Source organism: Bacillus sp. OTU530, assembly GCF_038440375.1.
The window spans coordinates 140,275-153,210 of record NZ_JASATP010000005.1 but is presented as its reverse complement, the minus strand read 5'-3'; the positions used below and the strand labels follow the sequence as shown (position 1 = coordinate 153,210).

15 protein-coding genes and 1 other RNA gene are annotated in these 12,936 nt (G+C 38.2%); 9 read left to right on the top strand and 7 right to left on the bottom strand.

All coding sequences use genetic code 11. From position 1 onward, the window contains the following. Positions 1 to 373: 373 nt before the first annotated feature. The gene (locus AAHB12_RS05435; RefSeq protein ID WP_342044578.1) at positions 374 to 2,200 is read left to right on the top strand and encodes a cation:proton antiporter domain-containing protein; all 1,827 of its coding nucleotides are present in this window, start codon (positions 374 to 376) and stop codon (positions 2,198 to 2,200) included. 282 nt (positions 2,201 to 2,482) lie between these two features. Further along, complete coding sequence (locus AAHB12_RS05430; protein WP_342044577.1) at positions 2,483 to 3,559, top strand: murein hydrolase activator EnvC family protein; 1,077 nt, start codon at positions 2,483 to 2,485, stop codon at positions 3,557 to 3,559. 275 nt (positions 3,560 to 3,834) lie between these two features. Here AAHB12_RS05430 and AAHB12_RS05425 read toward each other — a convergent pair whose 3' ends face one another. Continuing rightward, positions 3,835 to 5,238, bottom strand: coding sequence for a HAMP domain-containing sensor histidine kinase (locus tag AAHB12_RS05425; protein ID WP_342044576.1), 1,404 nt, complete (start codon positions 5,236 to 5,238; stop codon positions 3,835 to 3,837). After that, the gene (locus tag AAHB12_RS05420) at positions 5,235 to 5,909 is read right to left on the bottom strand and encodes a response regulator transcription factor (RefSeq protein WP_129726112.1); all 675 of its coding nucleotides are present in this window, start codon (positions 5,907 to 5,909) and stop codon (positions 5,235 to 5,237) included. Before AAHB12_RS05420 ends, AAHB12_RS05425 begins: the two co-directional genes overlap by 4 nt. Before the next feature lie 349 nt (positions 5,910 to 6,258). Between AAHB12_RS05420 and AAHB12_RS05415 the strand changes: the two genes are divergently transcribed. Further along, entirely contained in the window at positions 6,259 to 7,383 is a 1,125-nt protein-coding gene (locus AAHB12_RS05415; protein ID WP_342044575.1) for an MGDG synthase family glycosyltransferase, read from the top strand. 216 nt (positions 7,384 to 7,599) lie between these two features. Here AAHB12_RS05415 and AAHB12_RS05410 read toward each other — a convergent pair whose 3' ends face one another. From AAHB12_RS05410 to AAHB12_RS05395, 4 genes are all read right to left on the bottom strand, one after another. Beyond that, entirely contained in the window at positions 7,600 to 7,881 is a 282-nt protein-coding gene (locus tag AAHB12_RS05410) for a hypothetical protein (protein WP_129726110.1), read from the bottom strand. Between the two features lie 26 nt (positions 7,882 to 7,907). Continuing rightward, entirely contained in the window at positions 7,908 to 8,615 is a 708-nt protein-coding gene (locus AAHB12_RS05405) for a DUF421 domain-containing protein (RefSeq protein ID WP_342044574.1), read from the bottom strand. Between the two features lie 135 nt (positions 8,616 to 8,750). Next, positions 8,751 to 8,954 carry a hypothetical protein gene (locus AAHB12_RS05400; protein ID WP_129726108.1) on the bottom strand — a complete coding sequence of 68 codons (204 nt, stop codon included), beginning with the start codon at positions 8,952 to 8,954 and terminating at the stop codon, positions 8,751 to 8,753. 264 nt (positions 8,955 to 9,218) lie between these two features. Continuing rightward, positions 9,219 to 9,416 carry an IDEAL domain-containing protein gene (locus tag AAHB12_RS05395; protein ID WP_342044573.1) on the bottom strand — a complete coding sequence of 66 codons (198 nt, stop codon included), beginning with the start codon at positions 9,414 to 9,416 and terminating at the stop codon, positions 9,219 to 9,221. A gap of 197 nt (positions 9,417 to 9,613) precedes the next feature. Between AAHB12_RS05395 and AAHB12_RS05390 the strand changes: the two genes are divergently transcribed. The 5 genes from AAHB12_RS05390 (at position 9,614) to ssrS (ending at position 11,713) form a co-directional block, all read left to right on the top strand. After that, positions 9,614 to 10,084 (top strand): staygreen family protein, encoded by a 471-nt coding sequence (locus AAHB12_RS05390; protein ID WP_342044572.1) that lies wholly within the window; start codon positions 9,614 to 9,616, stop codon positions 10,082 to 10,084. Between the two features lie 201 nt (positions 10,085 to 10,285). Next, a complete protein-coding gene (locus AAHB12_RS05385; protein WP_342044571.1) occupies positions 10,286 to 10,486 on the top strand; it encodes a hypothetical protein in 201 nt (66 codons plus the stop codon). A 215-nt stretch (positions 10,487 to 10,701) separates the two neighbouring features. Then, the gene (locus AAHB12_RS05380) at positions 10,702 to 10,980 is read left to right on the top strand and encodes a hypothetical protein (protein ID WP_129726104.1); all 279 of its coding nucleotides are present in this window, start codon (positions 10,702 to 10,704) and stop codon (positions 10,978 to 10,980) included. Between the two features lie 242 nt (positions 10,981 to 11,222). Beyond that, entirely contained in the window at positions 11,223 to 11,429 is a 207-nt protein-coding gene (locus AAHB12_RS05375) for a heavy-metal-associated domain-containing protein (RefSeq protein ID WP_129726103.1), read from the top strand. A 105-nt stretch (positions 11,430 to 11,534) separates the two neighbouring features. Further along, a non-coding RNA gene (gene ssrS / locus AAHB12_RS05370) (6S RNA) lies at positions 11,535 to 11,713 on the top strand. A 120-nt stretch (positions 11,714 to 11,833) separates the two neighbouring features. Here the strand turns inward: ssrS and AAHB12_RS05365 are convergent. Beyond that, entirely contained in the window at positions 11,834 to 11,971 is a 138-nt protein-coding gene (locus tag AAHB12_RS05365; protein WP_165350646.1) for a hypothetical protein, read from the bottom strand. A 194-nt stretch (positions 11,972 to 12,165) separates the two neighbouring features. Between AAHB12_RS05365 and AAHB12_RS05360 the strand changes: the two genes are divergently transcribed. Continuing rightward, positions 12,166 to 12,627, top strand: coding sequence for a hypothetical protein (locus AAHB12_RS05360; protein ID WP_342044570.1), 462 nt, complete (start codon positions 12,166 to 12,168; stop codon positions 12,625 to 12,627). Positions 12,628 to 12,936 lie beyond the last annotated feature (309 nt).

The window sequence follows — 12,936 nt, the reverse complement described above, 5'->3', positions numbered from 1 at the left end:
GTCAACGGTTTCTCTCTTAATTATTTTATATTTTTTGAAAGTTTCTTATATATTCTTCACGTACAAGTTTTACAAATATGTATGGCAGAGAAAAAGGGATTCGAACCTACGACCTATCGGTTAACTACATTTCCTTTCACATTGAATTTTGGTCATACTTATTAAAACCTTGGACTATTGGTTCTTAACAACGATCGCTTGGCAATAATCTTAATGAGGGAGTTCGAATGCTTTTGTCGATACTTGAATATATATGTATTCAAAAAGGGGCTCATATTCTATCTTATTAACGATACAAAAACTGTTACTAGTGTCCAGCTAACGACTTCTTAATCTTTAATGATTTTTGATCCGATATGAGGAGGGGGCAGCCGTGGAGCATCAATCTTCATTATTATCACTTACGATTGTAGTTGCACTTGCTTTTTTAATTCCAGTCCTGCTGCAGCGTTTTCGGCTGGGGAGCTTTCCTGTTGTCGTCGCTGAGATATTGGCAGGAATTATCGTTGGGAAAAGCGGTTTAAATATTGTTCAGACAGAAATATGGCTTGAGGTTCTTTCTTCACTTGGATTTATCTTTCTCATGTTCTTAAGCGGCTTAGAAATCGATTTTTCCTTATTTCGCCAAAATACAAAGTCCGCAAAAGAACCACATGCTTTTCGTACTGCCAGCTTTGTCTTTCTATTGATATTCGGGTTGTCTTACCTTTTATCGCTCACATTCGTACAGTTTGGATTTGTTTCTAACTCCTTTTTTATGACACTTATTATATCCACTGTTTCATTAGGAGTAGTTGTGCCAGTTTTAAAGGATGGCAACGTTAGTAAAACAAGCATCGGCCAGACTATTTTATTAACTGCCGTTATTGCAGACCTTGTTACTATGATTTTACTTGCTGTGTTTGTTGGTCTGCACTCAACTGATGGACAAAATATGTGGCTTTTACTTTTATTATTTGCCGCTGGAGTTATTCTATATGTAATAGCACGTTGGCTCCGGAAGCTGCACTTCATGGAACATCTTCGAAGAGGCAGCATACAAATTGATACACGAGCTGTGTTTGCGCTCATTCTCATTCTCGTTGGGCTGTCAGAGCGCATAGGCGCTGAAAATATTTTAGGAGCTTTTTTGGCCGGTGTACTTGTTTCACTTCTATCTCCCAATCCCGAAATTACTGAAAAGCTCGAATCGATCGGTTATGGCCTGTTTATCCCTATTTTTTTTGTGATGGTTGGCATAAACCTAGAGCTATGGTCAATTGTTAAAAATCCATCCAGTATTCTAATTATCCCGCTTTTACTAGCTGCACTATTCCTTTCCAAGCTCGTACCATCACTGATACTGCGGAGGTGGTATTCGTGGAATATCGTAATTGGTTCATCTATTCTGCTGACCTCTACCCTATCTCTTGTCATTGCCGCTGCTCAAATTGGCGAAAGGCTTGGAATCATTGAGGCCAGCCTTTCTGCTGCGTTCGTTTTAAGTGCCATCATCACATGTATTATCGGACCGATTTTATTTAAGAAAGTATTCCCAAAGGTTGAGGTTGATCGTAAAAAAGTAGCAATTGTAGGGGTGAATCGTGTTACTCTTCCTCTATCACTGGACTTACTTCATGAAAGATACGATGTTACATTATACAATACTATGCACTTCAAGCATATGTTCAAGGAAAATGAAGAAGAGGCAGCTTTGCCATTGCTTTCTGTAAAAGATTTTTCGATCTCTACTCTAACACAGGCTGGGGTGTTTACATCTGACTACCTTGTTTTTGCGACAGATGAAGATCCTCAAAATTTGGAACTCGCACTACATGCCAAATATCTTGGCTTAGAGCATATTATTACAAAAATAGAAGATCCAGCATTACAAAGCAGAGCAACCTATGAGCACATTAATGTATTTTCTACTTTAAATTCTACACGGTTTCTGCTCAAGGCGTTAATTGACAACCCAAGCTTGCTGCGACTCATCGAAAAATCCCATGATACAATTCGGGAAATTCGATTAACAAAACATAAGTACGATGGAATTGCTATTCGAAATTTACCACCAGTAGAAGATGTACTTATTCTGCAAATCATGCGAGGAAAGAATTCGCTCGTTCCTCGTGGGGATACAAAATTACACCATAAAGATATATTATTAGTAACGGGATCTAAAGAAAATCTCGATCTATTGCAGCAACTGTTGAAATAAACGCCGCAGCGTTCTCAGTCATTTCTTAAGACAAGAGCATTTCACAGAACGGCTGCCTCCTACACAAATAGGGGACAGCCTTTTTCTCATTGCACTTTAGGAAGGTGAAATTTACTTGACAAGTATTATTTCTATATTCCTCAACTTGCAACAAATTTGTAAACATAACGACAAAATACCTTTTCTTTTTTAAAGATCATTTACATTTTTATTACAATCGACTGAGTTCCTTCCCAGCCATGCTATAAATTTATGTGGAGAATACAGGGGAGGATTATCAAAATGAGGAGAACAAAAGCAATACGAATGGTATTATTGATAAGCATGATAATGGGGTCTGCTGCGCTTCCCGCATATGCCGAAACAGCAACAGAAGACGGAGACCCCTTTCAACATATATCAAATGAGCACACAGATGCACCTGAACAACAGCAGCTGGAACAACTAAAACAACAGTTACAGCAACTCGATCAGGAGATTACAAACACACAAGCAGAGTTAGCGGCTACAGAGCAGCAAACTCAAGAGACCGCAGAATCAATTATTTTAAAAAAGCAGTCAATTGAAACACTCGAAATAAAAACCCAGCAAAGAAAAGAAATACTAAAAGAAAGATTGCTAGCGCTACAATCTCAACCACAAGAACAACTTGTAACGGATGCATTAGTACAAACAAACAGTATGACTGATTTACTAGATAGCATATATTCACTTAGCCTAATTTTCCAATCTGATGAAAACATGCTCAATGAACAGCAATTAGATCAGAAACAATTGGAACAAGAAAAAAACAGCTTAGAAGCTAAGGAAGTTGCATTGCAGACATATGCGGCCTCCATCAAAGAAAAACAGCAAGAATTAGAAAAAAACCAAGCAGAGAAAACTGCTGCCATAGCAGCTTTAGAGCAAAAACTAAATGAAACACCGACAGAAATGACAAATCAAGAACCGCTCCTAACAGATTCGACGACCTTTATCAAGCCAGCAGCTGGTGCATTTACATCTGGCTTCGGCATGAGAGGAAATGAAAATCATAAAGGAGTTGATATCGCTTCTTCTGGAGCAGTTCCTATCGTAGCCGCAGCAGCAGGAACAGTGATCCGCTCGTACTATTCAAACAGCTATGGAAATGTAGTCTTTATTTCTCATCAAAAGGATGGAAAAACATATACGACCGTTTATGCTCACATGCGCAGCCGCTCTGTTGAACAAGGACAAGTTGTACAGCAAGGACAGCAAATTGGTGTTATGGGGAACACCGGAGCGTCACAAGGACAGCATTTACACTTTGAAATTCATGAAGGTGACTGGAACATCGACAAATCTAATGCAGTGGATCCCATGTTATTTTTACATTAATCCACTAGCGTTTAGATTAGCAGCATAAAACTGAATGATATAAAGCAATAATCAAAAAAAGGATAGATGCAGCGCAGGATGCTGCATCTATCCTTTTTTTGAACTCTCTCTATGCAATATGCAGATGCTGCTGTAATTCATAATATAACAAATGAGAGCTTTCTTATCTTTTTCTCAATTGTCTTCTAGCTAGAAATTTATACTTTCTTAAAGTGCAAGTCAAATACCATCTTCTTTTACAAAACACATCAAACAAGCGCTCACTCCTCGATGCTTTACAAAATAGGGAACGATAACGACACCGTCGTTCCTTCTCCTTCTACGCTATCGAGTGCTATATGCCCTCCATACTTATTCACCAGTCTTTTCGCAATCGCTAAGCCGAGACCGTTTCCTCCCTGCTTCCTCGTTCTTGCTTTATCCACTCGATAAAATCGATTCAATACAAAGGGTAAATCTGCTACAGGAATACCGATTCCTTTATCTGATACGCGAATGTGAACATTTCCTTCTTTTAAAAGACTTTCAATTCTAACCAGTTGCTGCCCTGCTCTCGAGTATTTGACTGCATTATCTAATAAAATAACAATAACCTGTTCCAGATGTCTGGCAGACATGTGGATAGTTGTACCCTCGGCTTTCAGCTGCTTAGAAAAAGATACGGTTGGATGCAATACTTGAAAATTCTTTGCCGCGCGTTCTATAGTTTCATCTACGCTGGCTGGCTCAATAGCTACTTTCGTTTGATCTGATTCAGCACGAGATAGCTCCAACAATTCGGCTACTAATCCGTTGAGCCGCTCTACTTCCTTTAAGCTAGCCTGAAGAGATTTCTCTAGTACGATAGAGTCATTTTTCCCCCAGCGGTTCAACATAGATAAATGCCCTTGAATAATGGCTAGCGGCGTTCGAAGTTCATGTGATGCATCTTCTACAAATTGCTTCTGCTGCATAAAAGATTGCTCCATATCATCCATCAGTTCATTAAATAATATCCCGAGCTTAGCTAGTTCATCATTATTTTTTGAAACCGGCACGCGTTCCATGAGGCCGTTTTGACGAATTCGATGCATCGTATCGGTAATAATCTGCACCTTCGTAAGCAATTGCTTTGCGATAATCGTACCGCCTAAGAAGCTAAGAATCAATCCACCAACACCGGCAACAAGCATTACTAAAAAAACAGTGTCAATAAATTTATCGAAGATTTCTGTATTACGAATGATTTCAATGGTTCCTGTAAAAGATTGTGTGGCTACGGGAGCACGCGCAATCAATATTTGGTTCTCCCAGTGCCGCTTTGTTACATACTCGACGGAAGAGACAGACTTTGGCTTCATCCAATTCTCTGGGATATCGCGAGAAACTGAAGCCAAAACACGACCGTGCGCGTCCAAAATGCGAATGAGCTGATGCTTTACATTTACACTAGCTAGAAACTCTTGACTATCAGCTACGTTGTTCACGGAAAATGCGGTTTTCGGATCTGTTAGGTAAGTGCGTACCTCTGTCATGTACAAATCTAGCTGCTGCTTTTCGTAACCCATTGTCCAACGGTTAATCACAACATATTGCAGCAAATTAGAACTCGCAAACAAAATAAAAATTAGAAAAGTCGACCATAAAGTCAGCTTCCATCTAATCGGTAAATTCCGCAGAGCCTTTTGTATCCTTATCATCTCATCACATACCCTACGCCACGGACTGTCTGAATATATGTCTCTTTGTCGGAATCGCTAAGTTTATTACGTAAGTAGCGAACATATACATCCACCACATTTGTTTCAACAGCACAATCATATCCCCATATTTGTTCTAATAAGACATCTCTTGTTAGTACCCGATTCACATTTTTCATAAACATAGCAAGCAGTTCAAATTCTTTATTAGTGAGCTCAATCATTTGTTCATCCTGCTTCAAGACACGGGACTCCACATCTAATTCCAGATTTTTAAAAGTGAGAACAAGCTTTTTCCTATCATTGCGTCTTTGTTCTCTTCGTAAAATAACACGCATACGGGCTAGCAGCTCTTCAATGGCAAATGGTTTTGGTAAGTAATCATCCGCACCGCTATCTAAACCTGTTACACGATCCATCACACTATCGCGGGCAGTCAGCATAATAACAGGTGTATCCTTCACGGTCCGCAAACGCCGACAGACTTCGATTCCATTTAATCCAGGCAGCATCAAGTCTAGCAAGATAATGTCGTAATCCTGCTGAATTGCTATATCTAAGCCTTTACGCCCATCATGTGCAATCTGCACCTCATACCCTTCATATCTTAATTCGAGTTCCAAAAATTCAGCTAATCTTTCTTCATCTTCAATAATCAAAATATGTTCCATTTTTGCTCCCTATCTAACAAAAGTAATAGCATTCTTTATTATAACAAAAAGGTACAGCTCTCAAAAAAGACATCTTGTCCAAAATAAGAGACGAAACATCTTTTTACACAAATTCCTTTTAGCTTTATTGTACGTGCAGCAAGTTGAATCGAAATGAAAAACCCATGAAAAGTTTCTCATCTTCTAATCGTTGAAACAGCTCCTATCCCCCGATATATGAAAAAATTCTCATATTATTTTCATCATTCATAAAGGTTTTTATTATATACTTCGAATCACATTGAAGAACATTGCTTCGACTGAGCCTAAACATTTGAAATATGAATTTCAGAAAGGATACAAATTTGGGATGAAGGAACCTAAAATATTAGTTATTACCGCAAGTTTTGGGAACGGCCATAACCAGGTCTCAAATGTAATCAAGCATACATTTGAGAAATTCGGTATTGGCACTGTTCAGATTTACGACTTATATGCACATGCGTATCCATATTGGAACGAAGTAGCTAAATTTTTATATAAACAAGCATTCACAATAGCCCCTTCGCTTTATAAGCAATTTTTTTATTTCATGGACCAAAGGTATGGAACAAAAGCCACGAAATGGTATGTACGGCTCGGAGAGAAACAGCTAGAGGACATTTTAAACGCAAAGCAGCCCGATATTGTCATTACAACTTTTCCTGTTGGTACAGTTCCTGAGCTACGTAAGAAAAAAAAATACCCATTTCAGCTTTATACAATTGTGACCGATTATTGTCTCCATCGCACATGGATTCACGAAGAAATCGACCGCTATTATGTTGCTACAGACGAAGTGAAAGAGAAACTTGTTGTAAACGGCATTTCACCAGAGAAAGTATATGTCAGCGGCATTCCAATTCGCAAGGAATTTGAGACTGCCCGCAACCTTAACTATATGCTTGATAAATATGGATTACAAGCAGCATACAAAAAGGTACTTGTTGTAGCAGGTGCACAAGGGGTAGTCAAGCATATAAGGTGGATTACAGAGCGGCTGCTTCAAGATTCTACGGTTCAATTACTCGTTGTTTGCGGACGAAACAAGCGTCTCTATCAGCAGCTAACCAGTCTAGTACCGATATATGGGGATAGGCTAAAGCTTTTCCAATATGTAGAACATATTCACGAGCTATACGAATTAGCTGACGTAATGATTACGAAACCAGGCGGCATTACATTATCTGAAGCGATCGCCAAAAAGTTGCCAACCGTATTGTACAAGCCAGTGCCCGGACAGGAACAGGAAAATTCATCTTTCTTCAATGGAAGAGGGGCTTCTATTGTTCTGCGTGATAAAGGAGCCGTTGTAAAAGAAACATTACTCTTGCTACAACAAACAAATCGGTTGAAACAGATGCGGACTGCTTTAGCTAATTTATATAAAAAAGATAGTTCCCAACGTATCACCATGGATATCCTAAAGTCATTTCATCGATATGTGCATGTGTAGGTCTTTAAGTCTGTATATACAATTTAAAACATTGTCATCTTATTCAACCGTGCAAATAGCCGCTGCGCGGTTGAATAATTGTTGTCCTAAAAGAGATGTCTTGTTTTTTCACACTTTAAGAAGATAGAAATTTTCAGCTAGAAACGAATTTGATATAGCAGGAAGTTTTAGGAACAAAAGTGTAAATGTAACAACACCTCTGTCTTCGCCTAACGACTAGTTTTCTTTATCATTCCGCAAATGTCTAACAGCAGTTCGTAAAGATGAATAATTCCCGATTGCGGCATAACCATAAAAATACCCCATGAAAACGCCTGCCCAAAGATTTCCGCGATGGCTATAAAAGATAGAAATTATCAATCCTAATAAAACTGCGAGCATCGGAACATAATGACGCGGAATCGGACAGACTACTTTTGCAATCTGCGTCAGTACAAGTACAACAGGCACGGCAAGTACAGCATCCCAAAAATTTGTATGAACAATAGGAAAATCCATAGCTTCTCCTCCAATGATATGTACTCTTACTCACTATTGCCGAATGAAGCCGTACCGTCCTTGTATAAATCTATGTACAGCTTGCCGTTCGTGCCCTTTACAACATAGTAAGTATCTTCAACAGTTGTGTTTCTTTTTTTAAGTTCTGCTAATAGCCAATCCATTGTATATGGATAATTTAAATTTTTGTGTACAATTTCTCCATCCATTATGAATTCAATAGGCATATCTGCCCCTTGAGAGGTATGAAGAGATACATCCTGCTTTGTTAGGGGGCGATACTGCTCTTTTTTTAAGACAGAGAGCGCACCATTGCTTTCCAATAAAGCATATTCCACCTCTTCAATATTAAATATATCCTTTTGTCGCAATCCCTCATTTAAATCATCTAAAGAATATTTCATTTTTTTCATATTCTCATCTAAAAGCAATCCCTTTTCAATAATCATAGTCGGATAACCAGATATCCATTTTCTAAGCCTTCTATTCTTAAGCGAAACAACAGAAAATACATAAGCCAGCAAACAAATTGTCATCACAGAGATAACCATCGGGAAAAAAGCTAAATTTGTATTAAACGCAGCATTTCCCGCAATCGAGCCAAGTGTTATCCATAGCGCAAGGTTGTAGTATAATGTATGAGCGCTTAGTTGTTTTCCTTGTAAATTGGTTATCACCATTAGTAATATAAAAATAGCAATTGTACGTAAAATCGTTTCTATCCAATGGGGCATATGCTTCCTCTTTCTCTGTAAATAACTATTGTCTTTATAGCATTCATATTTTGTCCGATTTTTTTCAAAAATAAAACAAACCCTTTTCTAAAACGGACGACAAACAGACAGAAAAAAAACGACGGATTCACACCGTCATTTTCCTTCAAAATACTCCTGAAACTTCCTATCATCCGTTTTCTCTTCATTCCGATAATAAGGGTTATCTTCCTTCACATTTTTCGGATCTAGCTTTGTCTGGATGACAAGAGATGGAGAATGTGCAGGCTCCGCAATCACGCGGTCCTCTAATTCTTTAAAGTCCGGCATTTCCTTATTTCCAGGCTGATTCGGCTCCATTCTAAACACCTCCTACATGTAATAGCTTGCTTAAGTTCGAAAATTTTATGTACCAAAAAACCCTCTCCCCTACACGAGGGAAAAGGGTTTACTTCAATTAATCGATTGGCAAAGGAATAGCTGGAGCCTTCAAAGATAGAACAGCTATACACGTCATCTTTATGCTCAAATATTAGACCAACGCCGCTAAAACCGTAAACAACACCTATTCCTCTTATCCCCTCACGTTGCCAGCTTGTTTCATGCCAAGTTGTTTCTTCTATATTAATATATATGTTTCAATTCCTCAGTTAAGCGCATAAATGCTGCTTTATCTCTATTTCGTAATGACTGGTCGATTTCTTTATGAATCTGCTCTTTTCTAAAATTACGAATTGCTTGTTCTAACAGCAATTCAGCAAGTAAAGAATCGATAGCGTATGGTTCAAGCTGCTGTGGTGCATTGAGATAAAACTGTTTCATATGAAATCAACTCCTTGTCTTTTTTATAGTTTACTCAAAATATTCTGACTATTCAAGTATTTAATATTGGTACTTTTTGAAAATCATCCCATACTCATCATAAATGTTGTAGTTCATTGAACTCTTACATCTCATCACATACATCCTCTGTTTACATATACTATTGTAATGAATGTGAAAAGAAAGGATTGTTTAACTTGTCAAATTTTGATCCAACAAAATTGTTTGTGACATTCCTTCCTCCCGCAAATCTGTATGAGCCTGTTATAGATCGCAAATATACATTAACCCATTCAGATGTGACTGAAAAGCTATTTTTGAGTATCGGATATATCTATGATACCTATGCCATTGATCAACATCTCAGAGATGAGCTCGTCGCCCAATGGACAAACAAACATGAAAAGCTTGTTTTATTTGGAAAAGTATATATCAGCGGTGGAGAATTTGATGAAAAAACTGCAGGCAAGCGTTTTTATATATTTCAAAAGGAAATGACTACGGCTTTAAAGGCAATCGTCAATGGAGACAAGCAATTGTATACGTATTTCCCTTCCTTGCTTACTGCTCCTATTTATATTTATTTCGAATCTGTCTATCCCGACTTCAGTCGTGTTGTATACTACGGTATGCCAGAGCAGTACTTGCATAAATCGGATAAAACGTAGTTATCTATTCACTTTTTTGAAGGTGATATATACCTTTTTTCTATATTAATACGGTAAATGAAATTAAAATATCATAAATAGATGTACATGTTGTTTTAATTGTCTTAATTTAGTTTTGGTGATTGAAGTTTTAAAAATAATTATAGATTCATACATAAAAGCTCCTACACGAGCCATACTACAACCAAAAGGAGCGGGATTATGATGAAATCAAGCCAAGCTAGTGTGGAGCTTCGAGGAATGATCATAGCAAATGATGAATCTGGTGCTGTTGATCACGCTGTGTTTCTTCAAGCATTTAATGAGTTTTTATCCTCAAAAAGCTGGACATTCTTTGGAAGCACACAGCATCTTGAAACAGATGTTCAAGTAACACCGGATTTCACTCTGGAGACAGAATAGGAGAAAGACGATTATAGAAGATGAATTCAGATGTAGTGGAACAGAAAAAAAGAATATTAACTTCTATAAACATAAATATCCCCTGCTACATTTCAGCCATTCACCTTCTGACTCCTTCGTTTTTCTTCCTATATTCCCCCCTTTTCTACTTTTGTGTCATCCCCTTTTCTTTGCTACAGTGTTCCTATCCAAGTATTAAGAAAGAGGTATTGAATATGAGTGCTTTGACGAAGCAGTATGGCTATTTTGTATTTGTTCTGTCTGTACGCCCTGACATTCTCCCGCTTATGCAGCAGCTGCGTACACGTATTTTCCATGCCTATAATAAATTGACAGAGGCAGAAAAAGAAGAGGTGTTCGTGTATGATTCACTGCTGCTTCATCAAGCCTCCTCTCCGTGTATACAAGGGCGGGACGTACAAAAGCCGCTCGAACAATGGTGGTGGCATCTCGATTTAGTAGCAAATGGTTCCTTATATGTCTGTGCGCGCTAACTGGTATACATACAGCAACTCTTACACAACACCGGATCATACTTTCTGTCTCACTCAAAAAAGTAAGAGCATCCTCTTCCCATGCTCTTTTTCGATCCTAACCGTGATATTTACATCTATTCCGTTACAATCATAAAACTCTCTATAATCCCATTTCAGCTCTTCTCGTACATAGCGAAATGAAACAAGAAATGGCTGGGTATACTATTCCCTGTGTGAAAAAATCGGAAAGGATGAGAGAAATGGCGGAAACAACGTTTTTTGTGAAAGAAGCAATCTCTGCTGGTCCCGTTCAAACACTAGAAGCAATGCTAACAGAAATGGACGGTATTGAACGTGCCTTAATTGATGTAGAAGATGGAGAAGTTAAAATCCAATTCGACGAAACAAAGGTATCAGAAGAACGAATCGCTATTACACTTCAACAGCACGGCTTCCATATCAGTTAGGGATAATGGATAATTTGGAAATAATTAACTATTGATACCTCATAAATAAAGCGGTATATTATCTATATCAAGACGAACAAAATAAATTGCCGTATACACAGGCTTACATACCTGCGATGTGCGTATGCTCCCTGATGTTTCAAACCTATAATGATTTTACGGGAGTTCAATAACTTTTTGCCAACAACATGCCCGCTCGATCCGGGACTTTGAAAGCAAAAATGCGGACACCCACCTGCGAGAGCAGGTTTTGAAACACTAGAGCTACGGCAGAGCGGGATGCTACATACTTATATTGAAACAAAACTCCTTTCTCACTGAAAGGAGTTTTTGGCGTAGACAATTTCGTCAACTTCAAGGAGAGTAATAAGTGCTTACGAACACTCATTGCTCTCCACTATCTTTTACACAGACGGTTTATTTGGTCCTTCTAACTTCTTATCTCCAAAGCCAGGCGCTTTCTCCATATCTTTTTCATTCTGTTTTTTATTGATTTGCTGCTGGATGCTGTCATTGCTATCGCTTGCTCTGTTCTTGCTCATAATTATCTCACCCTTCTTCTTAATATAACGGTTCTTTATTAATTTTCCTAAACAATGAAAAATTAAACGCTGCATTTATATGAATCCTTTTATTTTTATATATAGTTTTTAAACAAAAAGTCATCGCTGAGATAGTCCTCTCTTTCCCGTAGCATACTAACGAGGAGCTTAAGCTTACAGCAGGGAGGAGTTATATGGAACGCACCATGCACTCGTTCTACACAAAACTGAGAGCTACAGTCGGACAAACGACACAAATAATCAAGGAAAAGTTAGAAAACATATTAAAAATGCATACAGTCAAAGTAGCTGATATGGCTGAGATGATCCAGACACATCCTAATTCCGTTATGTTAGAACAAACTCTCCTATATATTACATATCGCACCTATCGCCTGAATGTAGAAAATATGAGCCTCTACATGGAAACGAAGGTTACATCTCAAGCGGAGAAGAAAGCAGTAAATGGAGAACGAATTTTAGCAATAGAAATCCGCTCGCTTAGTCAAAGTCTGTTCTCTTATCGTTCCTATGAAAACAAGGTAGATCTGCAAAAACCAGTGAAAGTAGAACACTTCATCGAAAATCTTATTCATGATTATAAAGAAAACTCGCCGACTGGCGAGCCTTGCCCTTGGGCGAAGACAGAGGCGTAGTTGCACTTACACTGTATTCCTAAAATTTCCGACTACGTCGAATTTACTTCTAGCTGGAAATTTATGCTTTCCTACAGTGTAAAGAAAACCCGTCGATTGGCGAGTCCTGCTTTCGGGCAAAGATAGAGGCGTAGTTGCACTTACACTTTTTTTCTAAAATTCCCTACTACGCCGAGTTTGCTTCTAGCTGGAAATTTATATTTTCTTAAAGTGTAAAAAAGAAAGCCTCCAAATAGCGGCTTTCTTTTTTTATGAGTTATCGATTGTATAGCATAGAACGAAAAATGCTTTTATAGGTTGTACAAATGC